Origin of the sequence: Tenacibaculum sp. (assembly GCF_050290165.1) — a bacterium.
GTDB lineage: Bacteria > Bacteroidota > Bacteroidia > Flavobacteriales > Flavobacteriaceae > Polaribacter.
On record NZ_JBNKHD010000003.1, the window covers coordinates 1 to 23,040 of the forward strand.

Here is a 23,040-nt window from a genome sequence, read left to right on the forward strand (position 1 = left end):
ACAAGTTTGAAGAAGCTAAAGGAGAAAGTGAAACCTTAGCAGGTTTTATTTTAGAGGTCTCAGGAAAGTTCCCAAAAAAAGGCGAAAAAATAAACTTCAATAATTATACGTTTACTATTGAAGCGTTGGCTAAAAAGCGTATAAAACAAGTAAAAGTTACCCGAAATGCGTAAATTATTTTTGCTGGTATCAGCAATACTTTTAATTAGTTGTGGTGAAGAAACTTTACCCAAACCCAAAGGATATTTAAGTTTAGAATACCCAGAGAAAACCTATAAGAGAATCACGCTTCATAAACCATATTCGTTTGAAACGGCGCAAATAACCGAATCTAAAGATTTACCTAAAAACTGGATGAATGTTGAGTATCCAACGTTAAAAGCATCTGTTGACATAACGTACCGTCCTATTGAAGGAAATTTAAGAGAGTTGTTAATGGAATCAGAAAAATTAGTGTTTGAGCATGCTATAAAAGCAGATCAAATTACCGCACCAGTTGAATATGCGAATCCAGATAAAAAAGTATACGGTAGTGTGTATCAAATTTTAGGGAATGCAGCTTCACAAGTCCAATTTCATGCGACAGATAGTTCTAAACACTTTTTAAAAGGGTCTTTATTTTTTTATACCAAACCAAATTACGATTCTATTTTACCAGCAGTTGAGTATATCAAAAACGATATGATTCATATGATGGAAACGTTGGAGTGGAAGAAATAAATTAGCCAACTTTTCTGCTCTGCAACCACAAATAAAACTGCAATCCAAATAAAATAGCACCTGATAATAGGTGTACAGCTTGGGTTCCTAAAGGGAATTCAGCATAATACATTAAAATACCCGTAATCGTTTCTAAAAAGATTAAAGCAACAATCCAATTTACCAATTTATACCCCAAGCCTTTTACCTGATTTAAGTAAAACAAACCTAAGTTTACCAATACAATTGCTATGGTAAATGAACGGTGGATATAAAACTTTAAACTAGGGTTCATTAAACTATAATGTTTGTTTTCAAATCCGTGTAGCTTAACTTGCTCATCAATAAATTGTCGTACTTGTGTACCTAAAGCAATTTGAATTAATGAAAATACTGCGGAAATAATAATTAGTTTGCTAAACAATGAGTTATAAGCTCCTTTTTTTCGGTCAGAAAGGATAAAAAGCAACCATAATAGCAATGCTACAATAATTAAACCTCCTACCATATGAATGGTAATAATGGTAGGTTTTAGGTTAGAATCTACCACTGTTTTACCTAACCATGCTTCAAAAAGGAGTAAAAAGAAAGCTCCAAATGATAATAAAGTAATTTGCTTATTTTCTCTCCAAAAAGAAAGAGAAATAATGATTAAAAACAAAAAAGGAATACCCGCTAAAGCAGAACTTAATCGGTTGATATATTCTGTCCAGGTATGATATTTGTTAAACTTAGCGTAGTTGTGTTTGGTGTATTTTTCCCAATTATTAGCGTTGAACTCTTCGGTAGTTTTTATATTGTGTTCAGCAACAAACAGCGCTTCATCTTTTACAATAATCATCCCTTTTTTATACTCAGAGTTTGGTTGCCATGTAATTTGTTCTTCTGAGGTAGGAGGAACGTAATATCCAAAACATTTAGGCCAATCAGGACACCCCATTCCAGAACCCGTCATACGAACAACTGAGCCCGCTAAAAATATAACGTATACAGAGATTAACGCAATTTTTACAATGAGAGGAAAGTGTTTTTTCATGCTACGAAAAGTTTTAGCAAAGATACAATAAACGCATAAAAAAAGCTCCTCATTTGAGGAGCTTAGTGTATATGCTTATAAGATAATTATGCTTTCTTTGTTTCAGCACAACAAGGCTTTTCACAATTTGTAGCGCAAGCCTTTTTCTCAGTTTCAGTTTTTGCACAACACTCTTTATCACAAGCAGCTTTTTCTGCATCAGTTTTGTTTGCGCAACACTCCATTTCACACATTTTTTTCTCAGCTTCTTTTGTAGCACAACAAGCTTTTTTACAATCTGCTTTGCAAGCTTCTTTGCTTATTTCAGAAGTTTTATAAGCTTCATTAATACCATCAACAAAAGCCATCAATTCTGCTTTGTTAGTTTTGTTAGCATCAAACTTTACGTTAGCAATACTATCGTTAAATATTACGTTAGCTTCTAAAACGCCTTCTTTTTTATTTAAATCTGAAGCTATTTTTCTTGCACAACCTATTTCGCAGGTCATTCCAGAAATAGCAAAACTAGCTTCTTGTACATTTGCAGCTACCTCTTCAGTTTTAGGAGCTTCTTCTTTTTTAGCTTCGTTTTTACAAGCAACCATAGCTAAACTTACAAAAGCAGCAACAAAAAATATTTTTAAAAACTTCATCATTTTTATTTATTGAGTTATTCGGCAAATTTATCAATAAAAACAAAATTAAAAATAGAAATGAACGACTTTTGTGTTTAAATAAGCTGAGAATGAATAATCAACAACAAAAATGGTTGTTTTTAATAGTGCTTTCGCTCGTTTGGGGAAGCTCTTTTATTTTAATGAAAAAGGCACTTATCGGTTTAACTCCAGTTCAGGTAGGTGCATTACGAATGTTAATTACTTCGGTTTTTTTATTGTTAATAGGGTTTAGAAGTTTAAAAAGAATTGAAAAAAGACATTGGAAATATGTAGCTATTACGGCTGCTTTAGGAACTTTTTTTCCAGTGTTTTTATTCGCTTTTGCAATCAAAGGAATTGACAGTTCAATAACAGCAATTTTAAACTCTCTCACCCCGTTTAATACGTTTATTTTTGGAGCGATGGTGTTTGGGTTTGCTTTTAAAAGGAAACAGTTTATTGGAATTTTAGTTGGTTTGGTAGGTACTTTGGTTTTAATCTTAAAAGGAGCCGAATTAAACCCGAATCAAAACTACTGGTATGCATTGTTGGTTATTATAGCGTCAATAGGGTATGCGTTTAATGTAAACATGATAAAAAAATATTTATCTGATTTAGATGCATTGGCAATTACTACAGGACATTTTTTATTATTAGCTATTCCTGCATTATTGGTGTTGGTGTTTTCAGGGTTTTTCTCAGAGTTTGAAGTAACCCCAAGAACAACAAGTGCATTAGGATACATAACAATATTGTCTATTATTGGAACAGGAATAGCGAAAGTGCTATTTAATAAATTGATACATATTTCTTCACCTGTATTTTCTTCTTCCGTAACGTATTTAATTCCCATTGTCGCTGTGTTGTGGGGAATTGTTGACGGAGAAAAATTAAGCTTAATTCAACTATTTGCAGGAGGAGTTATTTTATCAGGAGTTTGGTTGGTGAATAAAGCGAAGTAGATTTTTAGAGGGAAGATTTAAACTAGTATATTTTGAATAAAAAAAGAACCTAAACAGATGTTTAGGTTCTTTTGTCTTTTATAAAAGTCTAATTTTTTATTGAAAATCAGCTTCAGAAACTCCTTCGTTTATTTTGATTTCTTTGGTAATGAATTCCATTTTCATTGGTCCCATAGTTCGAATCATTTTATGAGGGAATTTAATTCCGTCTACCTCTTTATAATCTTCAAATACTACAGGTACTTTAACTTCTCCTTGAGGCCCTTTTTGAGGAACAATTTCTTTTACCTTTAATCCAGATTTTACATCATAAAAAACCTCTTTTTTACCATACTTAATTACATAAGCGTTATTTCCGTCTATAGGCTCAATTCTATCTAAAGTTCCTTTTTTGTATGCTTTATCAGTAAAAGGAGCAGTATTGTTTTTTACCTCTTCTAAATCATCACCTGATATTTCTTTCTTTTGTCCACCAGCTTCTTGATATCCTTTAGTTCCGTCAAAAATTACTTTTTGCATCACATTGCCCATCATAGAAACTACTACTGAGGATTTGTTAGGAGTTGCAATTTTTTGAACTAAATTTAACTGCATTCCTTGAACTTCAGCATTAGAAGTGATCATTACAGAATTTACACTTGCTACTTTGTCTTTTCCTCCAATGGCTTCGAAATAATTGTCTACTACGCTAGACGCTGTAACACCGTTAGGAATTGGTAAGCTCATCGCTGGTTTTTCAGTAGGGTTACCATTTTTGTCAAAATAATTGATTTTGTAATCAGCTGTCTTTTCTAAATTCTTTAAAACATCAATTCCTTTTCCAGTAATGATAATACGAGCTTTATCTCCTTTGAAATATTTGATTGCTGCATTTTGAACTTCTTCTAATGTTACAGCGTTTATGTTTTCAAGATATTTTTCGTAAAAATTTTCAGGTAAATTATAACGAGCAATATTAAGAGCGTAACGTGCAGCAGTTGCAGGTTTTTGAACGTTTCTAACAAAGCTACCAATATATTCTGCTTTAGAATTTTTTAGTTCTTCTTCAGATACTTTCTGATATCTAATTTTGTTGATTTCTTTTTGAATTTCTATTACAGCACTATCAGTAACTATATTTCTTACAGCAGCACCAGCTTTAAATTTACCAGCTCCATCAAGTTTGTTTTGAGAAATGCTTGAATATGATCCATATGTATATCCTTTGTCTTCACGAAGGTTCATAAATAAACGTGCAGTTCCCCCTCCACCAAGGATGTTATTTGCTAATAATGCAGCATAATAATCTTTATCTCCTAAAGTTAAATCAACAGAATTAACAACAGCAATTTCAGACTGTACAGCATTTGGCATATTAATGAAGTCAATCTCTGTAGTGTCTACATTCTTTGGTGTTGGCAAAGTATAGGTAGGAATGTTTCCTTTAGCCCAATCTCCAAATAATTTTGTTATTAACTTTTTAGTGTCTTCAAGATTTATATCTCCAACCACAACTAAATAAGCATTATTAGGTTTGAAATAGGTATTGTAGTTGTTTTTAACATCTTCTAAGGTGATGTTTTTGATGCTCTCGTTAGTTATAAATTCACCATATGGATGATTTTTACCGTAAACCAAAGCGTCTTCCACTCTAGAAGCTACTACTTTTACATTTTTTTCGTTAGACTTTATTCCCTCTAAAGTTCTTTCAACCGATTTGTCAAATTCTTCTTTAGTGAATTGAGGATCTTTTACTCCATTGGCCATTAACTCTAATACTTCAGGGAAGTACTTTGTTAAAGATCGAGTAGAAGCACCGTTACTTCTAAAAGATACAGAGGCACCTAGATAATCGATACGTTCGTTATAATCATCTTTAGATATTTTTGAGGTACCATTTCCAAGTAAGTCTCCCATTAAATTAGATAAACCAGCTTTATTACCTTCTAATACAGGTTGGTTGTCAATAGTTAAAGAAGCAGATACCCTAGGGAGTTTATGGTTTTCTACCATAATTACTTTCAAGCCATTAGATAGGTTAAATTTCTCCGCTTTTCCTAATTTAACTTTAGGAGCAGGTCCTGGTTTTGGTTGAATACTTCTATCTATTTGTTGAGCTGATACAGCAAAAGACATGGTTACAACTGCTAATGCTGATAAAATTGTTTTTTTCATAAGTATGTCTAGTTACTGAATTATTTTTTAGATTCTGGTAAATACTCCATTACCAATCTTTGGTTTTTGTTTAAATATTTTTTTGCTACTTCTCTAATTTCTTCTCTTGTGATAGAACGGTAAATTTCAATTTCTGTGTTGATTAAGTTGGTATCACCATACAGCACATTAAAACGTGCTAATGAGTTTGCAATACCTTCAACACTTGAATTAGAGTTTACAAAATCATTCTCAAATTGGTTTTGAAGCTTTTGAAAGTCTTTTTCTGAGATCAATTCGTTTTGAATTTTAGCAATTTCTTCATCTATTTCTTTTACCAAATCAGTAAGCGAAGTTTTACCTAACGGAAGTGCAAATAAAATGTAAGTTCCATAATCTTCTTGACTTAAGTTGAAAGCTCCTGCTTGTAATGCCATTTTTTTATCATCAACAAGTTTTTTATACAACACAGAACTTTTACCACTACTTAAGTAAGTTGAAATCATATCTAAAACTCTAGCATCTCTAGTTTTCATAGACGGAGTTCTATATGCTTCAACAATAGCAGGAATTTGAATATTAGGGTCGTAAGCCTTTGCTGTAAACTCTTTTGTTATTGGATCTTCTTTAGGGAAGTTTCTTGTGATATCTTTCCCTTTTGGAATGGATCCAAAATAAGCATCAATTAACTTTTTAGTATCCTCAATGTTAATATCACCAGCAACAACTAAAGTAGCATTGTTTGGCACGTAGAATTTTTTGTTAAATGCTAAAAACTCATCTAAAGTAGCAGCATCTAAATGCTCCATTTTACCGATGGTTGTACCTTTATAAGGATGCTTTTTAAACATGTGCTTTTTTACATTTTCTAAGAAGCGAGAGTATGGTTGGTTATCAACTCTAAGACGTTTTTCTTCCTTTACAACTTCGTTTTGAGTATTTACTCCTTCTTGTTTTATAATTGGGTGAAGTAATCTTTCAGATTCCATCCATAAACCTAACTCAAGATTGTTAGAAGGGAAAACTTCATAGTAATAAGTTCTGTCATCTGTAGTATTAGCATTATTGGTTCCTCCATTAGAAGAAACTATTTTAAACCATTCTCCTTTTTTAATATTTTCAGTTCCTTCAAATAGTAAGTGTTCAAAAAAGTGAGCCATTCCTGTGCGGTTAGGTTGTTCGTCTTTTGCTCCTACGTGGTACATTACTGAAGTAGTTACGACAGGTGCAGTGTTATCTTGATGCAAAATAACGTGCATTCCGTTGTTTAAATCGTACTCTTCAAACTCTACTTTTTGCGCGTTAGCAGCAAGACCTACTAACAAAGCAGAAGCAAGAGTGATAACAGTTTTTTTCATTGATTGATGTTTGAATTTTATTAATTTTAATGAATGTGACGCGAAATGATTCTTTTTGTTACAATTTAAAAAGAAGAAAAAGAGCTCTTTTTTGTGTTAAAATAGTAATTTTCTGAATAATAGATTGTTTTTTGGTGTAAAAAATGTATATTTGCACCCGCATTTTCATTATGAAGATGAGAGAAAAGTATAAACGCAAAACAAATAGTATGTACGCAATCGTAGAGATAGCAGGGCAACAATTTAAAGTAGCAAAAGACCAAAAAGTATACGTACACCGTTTACAAGAGGCAGAAGGATCAAAAGTAACTTTTGATAAAGTAATGCTTGTTGAAGATAACGGAAACGTTACTATTGGCGCCCCAGCTATAGAAGGTGCAGGAGTAACTGCAAAAGTTTTAGGTCACTTAAAAGGTGATAAAGTAATCGTTTTCAAAAAGAAAAGAAGAAAAGGTTACAAAAAGAAAAATGGACACAGACAGTATTTAACTGAAATCCAAATTGAAGGAATTGCTACTTCTGGTGTTAAGGCAGCTGCTAAAAAAGAAGCTCCTAAAGCAGAGGTAAAAGCTGAATCGAACGATTTAAGTTCTATGACTGTTGCAGAATTAAAAGCTTTAGCAAAAGAAAAAGGTATTGCAGGATACACTTCTTTAAAGAAAGCAGAATTAATTGAAGCGTTAAGTAAATAATTAACTTTAAAAACTTACAAAGATGGCTCATAAGAAAGGTGTCGGTAGTTCGAAGAACGGTCGTGAATCGGAATCGAAACGATTAGGAGTAAAGATTTTTGGAGGACAAGCTGCTATTGCAGGTAACATTATTGTTCGTCAAAGAGGAACTCAACACAATCCAGGTGAAAATGTTTACATGGGTAAAGATCATACTTTACATGCTAAAGTTGATGGTGTTGTAAAATTCCAAAAGAAAAGAGATAATAAATCATACGTTTCTGTAACTCCATTCGAGGCTTAAGAGACTAACTGATTAGAATAAATAAAAACTCAAACATTTTTAAATGTTTGAGTTTTTTTGTTTTTAAAGAAATAATACTTTGTGTAAATAAAAAAAAACACCGCTCATTGAGCGGTGTTTTGTAACTTAATATCATTATTGATTAATCCCCCAATTTATCAATATGATTCCCCTTGTGTATTACACTACAAATATCGATGTAATATGCGTGTTACAGTAGGGTATTTGTATAAATGGTGTATTTTTTTGTATAAATGGTAAATAGACTACATTTCTATTGAGATTTTATATTGTTTTGTTGTAAAAATGACAATTCATATATTTTATTTTTAAGATATTATCAGTTACATTTGGGTTAAATGTATGTACGATGTTAAGAGCTGTAATTGTTGATGATGAGCCAAAGGCAATCCAAGGGCTTTCCTGGGAATTATCGAGTTTTAGTGATGATATAGAGGTTATTGAAACTTTTACTGACGCAGAGAAAGCAATTAAATATATTAATAAAAATGTTATTGATTGTCTTTTTCTAGATATTGAAATGCCTACAATGGATGGCTTTCAGTTGTTAGAAAAGCTAGAAAATAGAGATTTTGCTATTGTTATTACAACCGCATATAATGAGTATGCTATTAAAGCATTAAAAAATCAAGCGATAGACTATTTGTTAAAACCTATAGATTCTGATGATTTAGAAGAAACCATAGAGAGAATTAAAAGTCATCATAAGAAATATGACAATACGGAAAAGGTTGAAAAAATACTGTCAAACTTTAATAAAAAGTTCAATAGGAGGAAAATAACAATTAATACAGACGGAAAATTAGTCTTCCTGTCAGAGGATGAAATTTTATTTGTTGAATCAGATGGAAACTATTCGACAATACACACTTCAGGAAATAAAAAGATAGTAGTTACCAAAAAACTAAAAGAAATAGATTTATTACTACCAGACGATCATTTTTTTAGAATACATAATTCATTTATCATTAATTTGAATAAAATCAAGGAGTTTTTAAAATCAGAAGGTTATGTCGTGTTAGAAAATAACCATAAAATTCCTGTATCACGTCAAAGAAAATCGGACTTCTTAGAAAAATTTTAATGAAACAGCTAATAAAATTCTTGCTTATTTTCTTTACTGTATTTTCATGTTATTCACAACAAGAAAATAAAAGTATAGATAGCTTAATTCATACAGCTGTTACTAAAAAAATAGATGATTACTACGAATTGCATCATTTCTTTGAACAAAAACGATTTGATAAAAAAGAAATAGATTTACTTTTAGATCAGAGTATAAAAAACGACTATAAATTAGGTGAAATTTATGCCTATAATTTATTTGGAGTAGATTATAGAAACAATGCTTATTTTGATGCCTCTGTAGAAAGTTACAAGAAAGCCTTAGAGTTGGCTAGAGCGATAAAAAATGTAGATGCAGAGATTGTTACGCTCAACCAAATAGGTGTGGTGTATAGACGACAAGATAAAATCAGAAATGCATTAAACTATCACCAAATGGCATTGGAATTGGCAGATAAAATTGAAATGCCAAACGAAGATACTAAGTTAAGTATTAGTATATCCAACAATAGTATAGGTAATATATATCTTGCACTAAAACAATATCAGTTAGCATTAGAAAAGTTTAAGAAATCAATACTAACACAAGAAAAACTAGGTAATAAAAGAGGACTAGCCATCAATTATCAAAATATGGGTCTTGCTTTTAAAAACCTTGGAGATATTGATGCTGCACTAGAACACTACCAAAAATCTCTGAAATATAATTTAGAGATTAAATCAGATTTAGGAATTGTTATTTGTCACCAAAGTATTTGCGATGTTTTATTATTACAAGGAAAATATAATGAAGCATATAAATATATAAGTGAAGTTGTGCCAATTTCTGATAGAATAGGAAACCAGTACTATACTTCTGAGGTATATGCTACGCTCGGAAATGTGCAATTAAAGTTAGATAGCTTAGACAAAGCGCAGGTAAATATAGAAAAAGGGTTAGCAATCGCAAATGAGCATAAAATACCTTCAGGAATCAATCAATCAAATTTATACTTGTCTGAGCTTTATGAGAAAAAAGGAGAGTATAAAAAAGCATATGAGTTTTATAAAAAAGCTATCGAAGGAGAGCGAAAAACCTTTAATGATAAGAATATTTCATATGTAAATAACTTAATTAATAAATACGATAATGAGGTAAGTAGCAATAAAATTAGAAGTTTGGCAAAGGAAAACGAAATTGCTAAACTAAAGCTTTTAAGAAATAGAAACATTTTAATAATAACTCTGGTTTCTATAGCCTTGTTAGGGGTTTTATTATACTCAATGTATAGGCAACGATTGTTGAATAACGATAAAAAAATATTAAAGCTAGAACAAGAAGCTTTAAGAATTCAAATGAACCCTCATTTTGTTTTCAACGCTCTAAATTCAATAAAGCTATACATTATCAACAATGAGCAAAAAAATGCAGTACATTATCTAAACAAATTCTCAAAATTAATTCGCAGTATTTTAGAGTCTTCCTCTGTAAAAGAAGTAACCTTAAGTGAAGAATTAAAAACAATGAATTTATACATGAGTATCGAAAATATTCGGTTTTCAAATGAGATAAATTATGTAGAAAAGGTTGATTCTAATGTAAATATTGAAAGGATAAAAGTTCCGCCTTTAATTTTACAGCCTTTTTTAGAAAATTCTATTTGGCATGGTTTGTCATCTAAAAAAGGGAAAAAGGAAGTTGAGCTGTCCGTAAATAAGATATCTGATGAGTTTATTCGAATTGATATTATTGACAATGGTATAGGACGAGATGCTGCTATGAATATAAAACAGAGCAAATCTTTAAATCGAAAATCAATAGGAGTAGATTTAACAAAAGAGCGACTACAAAACTTTACTAACGAGTTTAAAAATAAATACACCATTGTTTATACTGATTTAACTAATAAAGAAGGAAAAATTATAGGAACTAAAGTTTCATTAATAATTCCTATGCGTTAAAAATCAAAACGTAATTGAACCCAAACAGGTTCTTTTTTTTCTGTATTTAAATTGCTAAAAGAAATACCCAATAAACGAACAGAATTATTAAGAGTGTCTTGATACAATAACTCTTTTACGATAGGATAGAACTCTTTTTTTAATTGAAGATAATGGTTGGTAGTTTTACTACGGGTTTGTAGCGTAAAATCGCTGTATTTGATTTTTAGGGTAACTGTTTTCCCCTTGGTGTTTGATTTTTTCATGCGACGTTCTAATTCATCGGCTATTTTTTCAAGACGCTCCAGCATAAAAACTTCCGAAGATAAATTTTCGCGAAAAGTAGTTTCGGCAGCAATTGATTTTCGAATACGGTCAGGTTTTACAGCTGAGTTATGTATACCTCTAACAATATTATAGTAATGCAATCCTGATTTCCCAAACAGTTTAGAAAGTTCTTCCAGCGACTTTTGTTTTAAGTCTAAGCCAGTAAAAATGCCTAAATTGTGCATTTTGGCGGCCGTAACTTTCCCTACTCCATAAAATTTATTTACAGGTAACTGTTCTAGAAATTCTAGAACTTCTTCTGGATTGATAGTTTTTTGTCCATTGGGTTTATTAATATCAGAAGCAACTTTGGCTATAAACTTATTAATAGATATTCCTGCGGATGCTCGTAATTCTAATTCCTCCCAAATTCGTTGGCGAATTTCTTGAGCAATCATACTTGCAGATGGATTCCCTTTTTTGTTTTCAGTAACATCTAGGTAGGCTTCGTCTAATGATAGAGGTTCTACCAAATCTGTATAATCGTAAAATATCTTCCTAATTTTAGATGATATTTCTTTGTAACGATCAAATCTGGGAGAAACGAAGATAATATGTGGGCATTTTTGTTTAGCTAAAATACCACTCATGGCAGAACGAACTCCGAATTTTCTGGCTTCGTAACTGGCGGCAGAAACTACACCTCGAACTTCGCTACCACCTACAGCAACAGGTTTACCTCGTAATTCAGGATTATCCAATTGTTCTACAGATGCATAAAAGGCATCCATATCTACATGAATAATTTTACGAAAGGGAGGTTTAAGTTCCATCCTGTAAAAATAATAAAAGCCCTCTTAAGATTAAGAGAGCTTTATAATAAGTCTTTGTTCTTTTTGTATAAAATTATACTTGTTTTACCTCAATAATTTTAACAGGACAGGCTTTTTTCGCTTCGTGTGAAGCCTCAAAAATACTATCGTCGTGTGATTTTATGGTAAAGAAACCTTTCTTTTCTGTGGAATGCAATAAAACTGATTTTCCATCCTTTTTCGACATTTGAAATTGTGCTGGAGCTAACTCCACACAATAATTACAGCCAATACACTTGTTTCTTTGTAAGGTAATTACAACCATTAGTTTTTAGCAAATTCAGTTTTTACAATTTTGTATAACTTGTCTGATGGGCGAATTCTGAAATCTAATTTCATAGTAACTTCATCTCCTTTGGTAGCAGTTTGTGCTTCCTTATCGTTTACAAACATGCTTTTTAATTCCATTTCTTGAGCACCTGTAGTTGGTCCTGTAATTAAAATGGTGTCACCTACCGCTAAATCGTATGCTTCTATTTTAAATTCACCAATTTCAGCTTTAGGAAAATAATGTAACCCTTTTCCTAAGTACACTTTCTTTTGAGTAGCATGAGAACCTGGTTCTTTACTCCACTCTCCTAATTTCTGACCTAAGTAATATCCATTCCAGAAACCACGATTGTACACCTTTTCAAGTTCTTGCATCCAGCTAATAACCTTTTCTTTATCGTATGTCCCATTGTGTAAGCTGTCAATAGCGTCACGATAACATTTAATTACTTTGGCAACATATTCAGGAGCACGACCACGACCTTCAATTTTTAATACTTTAATTCCAGCATCTGCAACTTGGTCTAAGAAATCAATCGTACATAAATCTTTTGGAGACATAATGTACTCATTGTCTAATTCCATTTCAAAACCAGATTCCTGATCAATTACAGTATATTTTTTACGACAATTTTGTTTGCAAGCACCTCTGTTTGCAGATGAGTTATGTGAGTGTAAACTCATGTAACATTTCCCTGAAACAGCCATACACAAAGCACCGTGACCAAAAATTTCAATTTCTAACAAACGACCTGAAGGTCCTTTGATTTCTTCTTTTTCAATTTGCTCGGTAATCTTTTTTACCTGACGTAAGCTTAACTCTCTACTCAACACTACAGTATCGGCAAACATGGCATAAAACTTCACCGTTTCGATATTGGTAATGTTGATTTGAGTAGAAATATGCACTTCCATATCTTCAGCTCTTGCCATTGCAATTACAGCTTGATCCATTGCAATTACAGCAGTAATGTTTGCTTCTTTGGCTCTTTTGATTAAGGTTTTTACGATAGATAAATCATGATCGTACACAATGGTGTTTAATGTTAAATACGTACGAACATTTTTTTCAGAACATCTACGAGAGATTTCTTCTAAATCATCTAAAGTAAAATTGATAGATGCTCGAGCACGCATATTTAATTGTTCTACACCAAAATATACAGAATCACATCCATTGTCTAAAGCTGCTTGTAACGATTCAAAATTACCAGCAGGAGCCATTAACTCAATCTTTTGCATTACTTTTTAAATTTTAAAGCTTCTGAACGCCCTTTTTTAAATATTTTATTGCTCGCGTGTTTTCCTTTACGCAATTCTTTTTGCTCTTCGTATGGTAAATGAATGATGTCTTGGCACTCAGGAGAACAAGTGTTTTCCATTTTTTCAGCGCATTCATCGCATTGAATGAATAGTAAGTGACAACCTTCGTTGGCGCAGTTGGTGTGTGTGTCACAAGGTTTTCCACATTGATGACAATTGGCAACTACATCATCAGAAATTTTTTCAGCTCTTCGGTGGTCAAAGACAAAATTTTTACCCAAAAATTTATTTTCTAAACCTTCATCTTTTACCTGACGAGTATATTCGATGATTCCACCTTCTAACTGGAAAACATTTTTAAAACCTTTGTGTTTATAGTAGGCAGATGCTTTTTCACATCGAATTCCACCTGTACAATACATTAATAAGTTTTTGTCTTCTTTATGGTCTTTTAAATCTTCTTCAATAATATCTAACGAATCTCTAAACGTATCAACATCTGGAGTTATAGCACCATCAAAATGCCCAATTTCACTTTCATAATGATTACGCATATCTACACAAACCGTATTTGGGTCTGCTAGCATTTCATTAAACTCTTTTGCATTTAAATGCACCCCTTTGTCGGTAACATCAAAAGTGTCGTCATTTAATCCGTCAGCAACAATTTTGTTACGAACTTTTACTTTTAGTTTTAAAAAGGATTTATTATCGTGCTCTATAGCCACGTTTAAGCGAATACCATTTAAAAAAGAAATACTATCTAGTTGCTTTTTTAAAGCTAGAAAGTTTTCTGAGGGAACAGATATTTGGGCGTTAATACCTTCGTAAGAAACGTAGGTTCTTCCTAATACATCTAGTTCATTCCACTCTAGGAATAATTTATTTCTAAATAAAGTTGGATTTTCTATCTTATGATATTGATAGAATGAGATTGTAATACGGTCTTTACCCGCATCATCAATTAATTTAGCGCGTTCTTCTGCGCTTAACTTGTTGTACAGTTGCATGCTATACTTTTTTAAGTTAAACAAATATGTTGTGGTTTTTCTAGAAAACCGGTGCAAATGTACTGATTTTTTGAGTTTTACTGTTTAAAACAATACTATTTAAGGTTAAATGGTATATTTTTTAAATTTTAACGTATTTTTTCTAACAAATGAGATACAACCAATTTGTTTTTTTTAAACCTTTGTAGCTGACAAACAATAAATTTTATACTCAAATAGCAAAAAAAATGAGAGTAGCAGTGGTAGGCGCTACCGGAATGGTAGGTAATGTAATGTTACAAGTATTAGCAGAACGTAATTTTCCAGTAACAGAATTAATTCCTGTTGCTTCAGAGCGTTCAGTAGGAAATCAAATTGAATTTCAAGGAACAAATTATACAATTGTTGGTTTAGAAACCGCAGTAGCTATGCGACCAGACATTGCGTTGTTTTCTGCTGGAGGAGAAACTTCTTTAGAGTGGGCACCGAAGTTTGCAGCTGTTGGAACAACAGTAATTGACAATTCTTCTGCTTGGAGAATGGATCCAACAAAGAAGTTAGTAGTTCCAGAAATTAATGGAGATGTATTAACTAGCGAAGATAAAATTATAGCAAATCCAAACTGCTCTACTATTCAGTTAGTAATGGCGTTAGCTCCGTTACATAAAGAATATACAATGAAACGTGTGGTGATTTCAACTTATCAATCTGTTTCTGGAACTGGTGTTAAAGCTGTTCAGCAATTAGATAATGAAGAATCAGGCGTTAAAGGAGAAATGGCGTATCCGCACCCTATTGGAAGAAATGCATTGCCACATTGTGATGTGTTTTTAGAAAATGGTTACACTAAAGAGGAAATGAAGTTGGTAAAAGAACCTAAAAAGATTTTACGAGACGATTCTTTTAGTATTACAGCTACGGCAGTCAGAATACCAACAGCAGGAGGGCACTCTGAGTCAGTGAATGTTCAATTTGAAAATGATTTTGAATTAGATAAAGTACGTGAGTTGCTTACACAAACTGATGGTGTTATTGTGCAAGATGATGTGCAAAATAATGTATACCCAATGCCAATTTTGGCAAACAACAAAGATGAAGTTTTCGTGGGTAGAATTAGAAGAGACGAATCTCAACCAAATACCTTAAATATGTGGATTGTTGCTGATAACCTGCGTAAAGGAGCGGCGACCAATACAATTCAAATAGCAGAATATTTAGTAGCTAACAATTTGGTGAAATCATCGGTTACTGCTTAGATATAAATTATAATAGTACATTTGAAATCCTGCGCTTGTAAGTGCAGGATTTTTATTTTTGAAATATGAATAGAGAACAAATAATACAGCATACGATTGAGTTTGTAAAAGATACCTTAAAAGGAGCAGAAGGAGGGCATGATTTTTTTCATATTGAACGCGTATATAAAAACGCATTGTTGATTGCAAAAGATGAAAGTGTAGATGTGTTTGTAGTTTCTTTAGGAGCTTTACTGCATGATATAGCGGATAGCAAATTTCATAATGGAGATGAAACTGTTGGTCCGCAAAAAGCGAGAACATTTTTAGAAAGTCAGAAGGTTCCTGAAGAAATAATTACTCATATAGAAAAGATAATTACTAACATTTCTTTTAAAGGAGGAAATTTTGAGCAAAAATTTACTTCTGCTGAACTCGATGTAATTCAGGATGCAGATCGACTAGATGCTATAGGTGCTATAGGTATAGCTCGTTGTTTTAACTACGGAGGTTTTAAAAATAGGGAATTGTATAATCCTGAGGTTCTTCCAAAAATGAATATGACAAAAGAGGAATACAAAAAGTCAGCAGCACCCACAATTAATCATTTTTATGAGAAATTATTGCTGTTAAAAGATAAAATGAATACGCAAACAGGAAAAGCTATTGCTGAACAAAGACATGCTTATATGGAAGGTTTTTTAGAGCAATTTCACAATGAATTGAATGGAAATAAATAATATGTTTTACGTTAATAATGTAAACTTTAGGTTAGTTTAATAAAAAATTAACGTTAAAATTTGGTTCTTATTGAATTTAATATATATTTGCTTCAGTTAATAATCCCCCTTTTTATTAATATAATCCCCTTATTGTAGAAAAATAGCATCTAAATATATTCAGATGCTATTTTTATTTATAGGATATTGATTGTAAGATCAGGTTATTTACCAGGAAACTCTGGTTTGCGTTTCTCTAAAAAGGCAGAGGTTCCTTCTTTAAAATCTTCGGTACCAAAACAATTCCCAAACTCAGTAATTTCAGTTTCAAAACCATTGATACCATCTTTAAAATTAGCATTTACAGCTTTAATGGCTGCACTAATAGCTACAGATGAATTGCGCATCACTTTTGATGCAATTTTTTCTGCAAGAGGAAGTAATTCTTCCTGTGGAGTTACGTGATTCACTAAACCACACTCTTTAGCTTCATCAGCAGTAATCATTCCCGCAGTCATAATTAATTCCATTGCTTTTCCTTTACCAACTAATTGAGGTAAGCGTTGTGTACCTCCATATCCAGGGATTACCCCTAAAGATACCTCAGGTAACCCCATTTTTGCATTATCAGAAGCAATTCTAAAATGACAAGCCATGGCTAATTCTAAACCACCTCCTAATGCAAAACCATTAATAGCTGCGATAACAGGAGTTGACAAATTTTCAACGAAATCAAATAACGTTTCTTGTCCTTTTTTAGCTAACATACCTCCTTCTTCCACAGAAAAATGAGCAAATTCAGAAATATCTGCACCAGCAACGAAAGCTTTATCACCGCTTCCTGTTATGATAATTGCTTTAATAGTAGTATCATTATCTAGGCTTTTAAAAGCGTTATGTAACTCTTCAATAGTCGCTTTATTTAAAGCATTAAGTTTTTTAGGTCGGTTAATTGTAATAGTTGCTAATCCGTTAGATTTTTCAACTAAAATATTTTCAAAATTCATGGTATTATGTTTTTGGTAAAATTACTGTAAAAACGGTTCCAATTCCTTCACTGGAAGTGAATGAAATGTTACCATCATACGCTTCAATTATTTTTTTAATCATTGGTAAACCTAAGCCCATACCACTTGTTTTGGTAGTGAATTTAGGTTCAAAAATGAGTTCTTTGTTGGTGTCGTTAATTCCTTTACCATTATCTGAGACCGTAATTTTTACACTATTCCCCTCAGAAGCAACTTTAACTTCAATTCTAGGATAGGTTTCAGTATCTTTTATAGCTTGTATTGAATTTTTAACAAGATTGGTAACAATACGGATAAGTTGCGTTTTATCTAAGTTAGCATATAACTCTTGTTCTTGTGGGAGGTATTGTATGTAATCTTCAGTAAAAATGTCTAATGAGTGTTTTACAACATCAACAACATTTAATTTTTCGCGACGTTGTGTTGGCATTTTAGCGAAATCTGAAAAAGCAGAAGCAATAGAACTCATTACATCAATTTGTTGAATAAGTGACTTACTATATTCTGCCATTTTTTCTTTGATGTTTGGATCTTCTGGGTCAAATTTTCTTTCAAAACTTTGTACAGATAAGCGCATGGGAGTTAATGGATTTTTGATTTCGTGCGCTACCTGTTTTGCCATTTCTCTCCAGGCTTGCTCTCTTTCACTTTGAGCAAGTTTTACAGCACTTTCCTCTAGCTGATCAATCATGTTATTATAGGCTGCAACTAATGAGTTTATTTCTGAACTTGCTGAGTCTAAATTGATTTTTTCGTTGCGTTTGTTTAAACGAGTTTCGTTTATTTTTTCTGAGATGGTTTTTATTGATCTTGTAATATAACTTGATAAAAAGTAAGCCAATACTACTCCTAAAATAAGCATGAGCACATATACCAAAAGTAAACGTGTAATAAATTCTCTAAGTTCATTTTTTTGCTCTTGATTGTCTTGTGCAATTTGAAGTTCTAAGATTCCTATTCTTTTAAAACGAGTATCGTTTATATAGGAATATGAAGATTGGTAAGTGATTCCTTTTTCGGTCCTACTTTTTAAAATTTTATGGTTCGAGTTGTTGGCAAGATCTCTTATGGTTTCTTTAGAAAGATTAAAACCTTCTTTCTTATCAAAATTATAAGGGATAGATGATTTTAATAGATTCCCTTCCATATCATACATAGATATAGTAAGCTTATGAACATAAGCAATATCATAGATACGATCTTGGAAAATTTTAGCTAAATTTTTAGTAGTTACGGCATAGGTAGTTCTACGTTTTAGCTCTATTTCTATATCTTGTTTTGTGGATGCTTCTTTACGAGAAAAACGTAAAACATTATAATCTTGAGTTTGTTCGTCATACTGAACAATGGTTACGGTAACAATTAAAATAGAAGCCAATAATACCAGAAGTATCATTGACAAGAAAATTCTAATTCGTAATGATATGTTGTTAAATAATCGCAATTTTATAATTCAATTCTTTTAGTTTTCATTAACAAAGTATCGTCATTTACTCCATCATCATCCCAATCGTAAGTAGCTATTCCATTAAAACCTTCTTCGGTTATTTTTATTGCATACCAAACTTGTACCTGTTTTCCTAAATAAGGGTAGTCAACAAATAAGCTATCTCCTTTTGTGTTCCATTTACCACCTGTTTCACCTACTTTTTTTCCATCAGGTTGCACAAACCATGCTGTAAATGTTCCATCATTTTTATAGCTCGATTGTGCTTTCCCTGAATTTGGAGCGCTAAAGTCATCTTCAAAAACAGCAGTACTATCAGTTTCGTTGGCGGTTAAATATTCAATTTTTAAATAAGTAGTTTCCCAGCTGCCTACCAAATAATCTTTTAACAAAGGTTTGGTTGTGCTTATTTCATCTACAGTTTTGGTGTTTTCTTTTTTTTCCTGTTTACAGGCAACAAAAAACATTCCGAAAATTAACGCTACAATAAAATAGTATGTTCTCATAATTATTATGATTGAAGTTTTTCTTCTTTTGTGTGTAATAAACGCGTTAGTTTGATAGATAAATCTAATAAAATAATTTTAGCGTTTCCGTTTCTTTCAATATGATATTGGGCATCACTTACTTCCTTTTCAATAGTCATGATATTACCACTGTGAACAAATGGGGCAAATTTTGATAACTCAAAATTAGCCGATTGCGTTTCCAAGAACACCAAATCAGGTGTTCCATAATTTAGTAATAAGGCTTGTCTGAAAAACTGTAAACAATATTGTAAAAATTGTTTTTGGGTTTCCCTTCCTGTTTTTGAAATTTCTTCAGACCAACCAATTAAATCTTGAATAACAGCAGCATTTCCTTTAGCTCTAAAAGCAGCACGAATCCAAGTAATAAACCACTGCTGAAAAATTAAATCGTTTGAATTGTTGTTGAGAATATGAAGCGCTTTGTTGTAATTTCCTTCAGATTGGTGTGCTATTTTAATAGCCTCATTTTCTGAAATACTTTTTTGTTGGATCAAAGTACTTGCAATATCACTTTCGCTTAATACAGGAAAGTGTAACGCTTGACATCGAGATTTTATAGTGTTTATAATTTGCTCTTCATCTTCAGTAACTAAAATAAAAACTGTTTTACTCGGTGGCTCTTCAATTAGTTTTAATAGTTTGTTTGAGGCAGCAACGTTCATTTTTTCTGCCATCCAAATAATCATCACTTTAAAGCCACCTTCGTACGATTTTAATTGTAATTTTTTTACAATATCTTCAGCTTCATCAACACCTATTTGACCTTGTTTATTTTCAACACCAATGTGTTGTAACCAATTAAACAAACTTCCGTAAGGTTGTTTATCAATGAAAGTTCTCCAATCTTCTAAAAATAAATTACTAACAGGGTGTTTTTTAACGGCGTCGCTTGTTGTAACAGGGAAAGCAAAATGTAAATCAGGGTGCTGTAATTTGTTGCATTTTATATTACAAGCTTCAGCATTATCAGAAAAATTGCACAGTAGATGCTGAGCATACGCAATAGCCATAGCTAAGGTGCCACAGCCTTCTTTACCCACAAAGAGTTGTGCATGCGGAATTCTATTATTTTCAGCTGATTGCTGTAAGTGTTTCTTTATATGTTCTTGCCCAATAATATCGTCGAAAATCATACCACAAATATAAGACAACAAGTAGAGAGAACAACCTATTGTAAATAAATGATATATTGTGTTGATATATTGTTTAGAATGATTCTATTTTAGTATATTTGCAAGCTAAAATATACATGTTTTTGAGTACAATTGCATCATTACAGATAGGGGAAAGAGGAATTATATCTGAGGAGTGCTTGGATAGAATTCCATTAAAGTTGTTAGAAATGGGGTGTTTACCAGGAACTGAAGTTGAATTACTTCAAATAGCTCCTTTAAAAGACCCTATGTATATATGTGTGAATGGAAGTCATTTAGCAATTCGAAAAGAAACGGCTTGTCAAATTTTAATTACTAAGATATAACTGATGAGCAACCGCATAAAAGTAGCGTTAATAGGTAACCCAAATACAGGTAAAACATCATTATTTAATCAATTAACAGGTTTAAATCAAAAGGTAGGAAATTACCCAGGAGTTACGGTAGATAAAAAACAAGGAGTTTGTAAATTATCTAAAAATAAAACCGCCACTATTACCGATTTACCAGGAACCTATAGTATTAACCCTACTTCTTTAGATGAAAGTATTGTTTTAAAAGCTTTGATGACTGCTCATCGTGATGAGAAACCAGACGTAATTGTGGTTGTAGCCGATATTGAAAATTTAAAACGGAACTTATTACTGTTTTCTCAAATTCAAGATTTAGAAATTCCAACGGTTTTAGCCTTAAACATGGCAGATCAACTACAACGTAAAGGAATTTCTATAGATATACCAGTTCTAGAAAAAGAATTAGACACTAAAGTGGTGTTAATGTCGGCAAGAAATAATGAAGGTGTTGATGATCTTAAAAAGATAATTGCTGATTATGAGTTGTTAAAAGTACATTCAAACTTTAATGAATTAGCTCAAAAAATTGATGCAGACTATTTTAATAGAATGGCTAGTGTAAGTAATGAATTTACAGCATATGAACTGTGGATGATGCTTACCAAAAAACACAACTCGTTACTTTCAGTAGAGGAAAAAAAGGCCATCAAACCATTTGAAGATGAAATAGCGAAACAGAAAAAATATCAGCATAAAGAAACGATATATAGATATCAAAAAATAAATGCAGTTTTAAAGAAAACATATCATGTTGATGCTTCAAAAGCAACCGATTTAAGAAGTAAACTAGATCGTGTTTTCACTCACAAGGTCTTCGGATATGTCATTTTCTTCGGATTGTTATTATTGATTTTTCAATCTATTTTCGATTGGGCATCTACACCAATGGACTTTATCGATGGGTTATTTGCTGATATTGCAGAATTTACTAAAGCACAATTGCCTGCTGGAATGTTTACCGATTTGTTAACCGATGGAGTTATTCCGGGGGTTGGAGGAGTTGTAATTTTTATTCCGCAGATTGCAATTTTATTCTTGTTTATTTCCATTTTGGAAGAAACAGGATATATGAGTAGAGTGGTTTTTTTAATGGATAAAATCATGCGTCGATTTGGAATGAGTGGTAAAAGTGTTATACCGTTAATTTCAGGTACCGCTTGCGCTATACCTGCAATTATGGCTACCCGAACCATATCGAGCTGGAAAGAGCGTTTAATTACTATTTTGGTAACCCCATTCACTACTTGTTCTGCTCGATTACCGGTTTATGCTATTTTAATTGCATTAATTATACCTGATACTAAATTACTTGGGTTTTTTAGCTTGCAAGGATTTACATTACTAGTATTGTATACGCTTGGTTTTGCAGCAGCCATAATTGCTGCATATGTGCTACACAAAACATTAAAAATCAAAAACACCTCTTTTTTTGTGGTTGAAATGCCTAATTACAAGTTGCCATCAGCCAAAAATGTGTTGTTTGATGTAATAGAAAAAACCAAAGCATTTGTTTTGGGAGCAGGGAAAATTATTTTAGCAATTTCAATAGTACTATGGTTTTTAGCATCTCATGGACCATCATCGTCATTTGATAATGCTGAAAAGAATGTGGTTGAAAATGCGACAAATCAACAACTGTCAGAAGCAGAATTGTCTAAAAAAGTAGCTTCAGCCAAGTTAGAAAATTCGTACATAGGAATTGCGGGAAAAACAATTGAACCAGTAGTCAAACCATTGGGTTACGATTGGAAAATAGGAATAGGGTTAATCAGTTCTTTTGCTGCTCGTGAAGTGTTTATAGGTACATTGGCAACGATATATAGTGTAGAGGATGATGGAGAAGATTCTACTACCATAAAGCAAAAAATGGCATCAGAAATTAATCCGGATACTAACGAAAAACGTTTTAATTTTGCTACAGGAGCTTCACTCTTGTTGTTTTATGCTTTTGCAATGCAATGTATGGCAACTTTAGCAATTGTAAAACGCGAAACTAAAAGCTGGAAGTGGCCCATAGTACAATTAGTAAGTATGGGAGTTTTAGCATACTTGTGTGCCTTTGCAGCCTATCAAATTTTAAGCTAATGCAAGAGATTATAACATATATAG

Annotated in this window: 23 protein-coding genes; 11 read left to right on the forward strand and 12 right to left on the reverse strand. The window is 32.2% G+C overall.

Annotation, left to right across the window (positions count from 1 at the left end; genetic code table 11):
• Both ACQY6M_RS04505 and gldD read left to right on the forward strand, forming a co-directional pair.
• A partial coding sequence (locus ACQY6M_RS04505) for a transporter associated domain-containing protein (RefSeq protein WP_428744923.1) occupies positions 1-173 on the forward strand: 173 nt, incomplete at its 5' end.
• Positions 166-720 (forward strand): gliding motility lipoprotein GldD, encoded by a 555-nt coding sequence (gldD, locus tag ACQY6M_RS04510; RefSeq protein WP_428743562.1) that lies wholly within the window; start codon positions 166-168, stop codon positions 718-720. The genes ACQY6M_RS04505 and gldD, both read left to right, overlap by 8 nt.
• A 1-nt stretch (position 721) precedes the next feature.
• Here gldD and ACQY6M_RS04515 read toward each other — a convergent pair whose 3' ends face one another.
• Both ACQY6M_RS04515 and ACQY6M_RS04520 read right to left on the reverse strand, forming a co-directional pair.
• A complete protein-coding gene (locus ACQY6M_RS04515; RefSeq protein WP_428743563.1) occupies positions 722-1,735 on the reverse strand; it encodes a COX15/CtaA family protein in 1,014 nt (337 codons plus the stop codon).
• A gap of 86 nt (positions 1,736-1,821) precedes the next feature.
• Positions 1,822-2,370: a cation transporter gene (locus ACQY6M_RS04520; RefSeq protein ID WP_428743564.1), complete on the reverse strand. Its 549-nt coding sequence runs from the start codon at positions 2,368-2,370 to the stop codon at positions 1,822-1,824.
• An 89-nt stretch (positions 2,371-2,459) separates the two neighbouring features.
• On the opposite strand from ACQY6M_RS04520, the gene ACQY6M_RS04525 reads away from it, so the two are divergent.
• Entirely contained in the window at positions 2,460-3,332 is an 873-nt protein-coding gene (locus ACQY6M_RS04525; protein ID WP_428743565.1) for a DMT family transporter, read from the forward strand.
• A gap of 96 nt (positions 3,333-3,428) precedes the next feature.
• On the opposite strand, the gene ACQY6M_RS04530 is transcribed toward ACQY6M_RS04525, so the two are convergent.
• Both ACQY6M_RS04530 and ACQY6M_RS04535 read right to left on the reverse strand, forming a co-directional pair.
• Entirely contained in the window at positions 3,429-5,486 is a 2,058-nt protein-coding gene (locus ACQY6M_RS04530) for an insulinase family protein (RefSeq protein ID WP_428743566.1), read from the reverse strand.
• Positions 5,487-5,506: 20 nt separating this feature from the next.
• On the reverse strand, positions 5,507-6,823 hold the full coding sequence (locus ACQY6M_RS04535) for a M16 family metallopeptidase (protein ID WP_428743567.1): 1,317 nt from the start codon (positions 6,821-6,823) through the stop codon (positions 5,507-5,509).
• A gap of 209 nt (positions 6,824-7,032) precedes the next feature.
• Between ACQY6M_RS04535 and rplU the strand changes: the two genes are divergently transcribed.
• The 4 genes from rplU to ACQY6M_RS04555 all read left to right on the forward strand — a co-directional run bounded on the left by rplU (position 7,033) and on the right by ACQY6M_RS04555 (position 10,825).
• Positions 7,033-7,515: a 50S ribosomal protein L21 gene (gene rplU / locus ACQY6M_RS04540; RefSeq protein ID WP_428743568.1), complete on the forward strand. Its 483-nt coding sequence runs from the start codon at positions 7,033-7,035 to the stop codon at positions 7,513-7,515.
• Positions 7,516-7,537: 22 nt separating this feature from the next.
• The gene (gene rpmA, locus ACQY6M_RS04545) at positions 7,538-7,798 is read left to right on the forward strand and encodes a 50S ribosomal protein L27 (protein WP_028891690.1); all 261 of its coding nucleotides are present in this window, start codon (positions 7,538-7,540) and stop codon (positions 7,796-7,798) included.
• Between the two features lie 370 nt (positions 7,799-8,168).
• Positions 8,169-8,903, forward strand: a complete 735-nt coding sequence (locus ACQY6M_RS04550) for a LytR/AlgR family response regulator transcription factor (protein WP_428743569.1) — start codon at positions 8,169-8,171, stop codon at positions 8,901-8,903.
• Complete coding sequence (locus tag ACQY6M_RS04555; RefSeq protein ID WP_428743570.1) at positions 8,903-10,825, forward strand: tetratricopeptide repeat-containing sensor histidine kinase; 1,923 nt, start codon at positions 8,903-8,905, stop codon at positions 10,823-10,825. Before ACQY6M_RS04550 ends, ACQY6M_RS04555 begins: the two co-directional genes overlap by 1 nt.
• On the opposite strand, the gene dinB is transcribed toward ACQY6M_RS04555, so the two are convergent.
• The 4 genes from dinB to ACQY6M_RS04575 form a co-directional block, all read right to left on the reverse strand.
• Positions 10,822-11,904: a DNA polymerase IV gene (dinB, locus tag ACQY6M_RS04560; protein WP_428743571.1), complete on the reverse strand. Its 1,083-nt coding sequence runs from the start codon at positions 11,902-11,904 to the stop codon at positions 10,822-10,824. The genes ACQY6M_RS04555 and dinB overlap by 4 nt on opposite strands.
• Before the next feature lie 73 nt (positions 11,905-11,977).
• Positions 11,978-12,208, reverse strand: a complete 231-nt coding sequence (locus ACQY6M_RS04565) for a ferredoxin (protein WP_047787972.1) — start codon at positions 12,206-12,208, stop codon at positions 11,978-11,980.
• Positions 12,208-13,455: a peptidase U32 family protein gene (locus ACQY6M_RS04570; RefSeq protein WP_428743572.1), complete on the reverse strand. Its 1,248-nt coding sequence runs from the start codon at positions 13,453-13,455 to the stop codon at positions 12,208-12,210. Before ACQY6M_RS04570 ends, ACQY6M_RS04565 begins: the two co-directional genes overlap by 1 nt.
• Positions 13,455-14,486, reverse strand: a complete 1,032-nt coding sequence (locus tag ACQY6M_RS04575; protein WP_428743573.1) for a rhodanese-related sulfurtransferase — start codon at positions 14,484-14,486, stop codon at positions 13,455-13,457. The genes ACQY6M_RS04570 and ACQY6M_RS04575 overlap by 1 nt, the downstream gene beginning before the upstream one ends.
• A 227-nt stretch (positions 14,487-14,713) precedes the next feature.
• On the opposite strand from ACQY6M_RS04575, the gene ACQY6M_RS04580 reads away from it, so the two are divergent.
• Both ACQY6M_RS04580 and ACQY6M_RS04585 read left to right on the forward strand, forming a co-directional pair.
• Complete coding sequence (locus ACQY6M_RS04580; protein WP_428743574.1) at positions 14,714-15,721, forward strand: aspartate-semialdehyde dehydrogenase; 1,008 nt, start codon at positions 14,714-14,716, stop codon at positions 15,719-15,721.
• 65 nt (positions 15,722-15,786) lie between these two features.
• On the forward strand, positions 15,787-16,440 hold the full coding sequence (locus ACQY6M_RS04585) for an HD domain-containing protein (protein WP_428743575.1): 654 nt from the start codon (positions 15,787-15,789) through the stop codon (positions 16,438-16,440).
• A 203-nt stretch (positions 16,441-16,643) separates the two neighbouring features.
• On the opposite strand, the gene ACQY6M_RS04590 is transcribed toward ACQY6M_RS04585, so the two are convergent.
• The 4 genes from ACQY6M_RS04590 to ACQY6M_RS04605 are packed head-to-tail and all read right to left on the reverse strand — an operon-like array spanning position 16,644 to position 20,557.
• Complete coding sequence (locus tag ACQY6M_RS04590; RefSeq protein ID WP_428743576.1) at positions 16,644-17,426, reverse strand: enoyl-CoA hydratase/isomerase family protein; 783 nt, start codon at positions 17,424-17,426, stop codon at positions 16,644-16,646.
• A gap of 4 nt (positions 17,427-17,430) precedes the next feature.
• On the reverse strand, positions 17,431-18,843 hold the full coding sequence (locus ACQY6M_RS04595) for an ATP-binding protein (protein WP_428743577.1): 1,413 nt from the start codon (positions 18,841-18,843) through the stop codon (positions 17,431-17,433).
• Between the two features lie 50 nt (positions 18,844-18,893).
• The gene (locus tag ACQY6M_RS04600) at positions 18,894-19,400 is read right to left on the reverse strand and encodes a hypothetical protein (RefSeq protein ID WP_428743578.1); all 507 of its coding nucleotides are present in this window, start codon (positions 19,398-19,400) and stop codon (positions 18,894-18,896) included.
• Between the two features lie 5 nt (positions 19,401-19,405).
• The gene (locus ACQY6M_RS04605; protein ID WP_428743579.1) at positions 19,406-20,557 is read right to left on the reverse strand and encodes an ATP-binding protein; all 1,152 of its coding nucleotides are present in this window, start codon (positions 20,555-20,557) and stop codon (positions 19,406-19,408) included.
• A 122-nt stretch (positions 20,558-20,679) separates the two neighbouring features.
• On the opposite strand from ACQY6M_RS04605, the gene ACQY6M_RS04610 reads away from it, so the two are divergent.
• Positions 20,680-20,904: a FeoA family protein gene (locus tag ACQY6M_RS04610; protein WP_428743580.1), complete on the forward strand. Its 225-nt coding sequence runs from the start codon at positions 20,680-20,682 to the stop codon at positions 20,902-20,904.
• Between the two features lie 3 nt (positions 20,905-20,907).
• Complete coding sequence (gene feoB / locus ACQY6M_RS04615; protein WP_428743581.1) at positions 20,908-23,016, forward strand: ferrous iron transport protein B; 2,109 nt, start codon at positions 20,908-20,910, stop codon at positions 23,014-23,016.
• Positions 23,017-23,040: the final 24 nt, after the last annotated feature.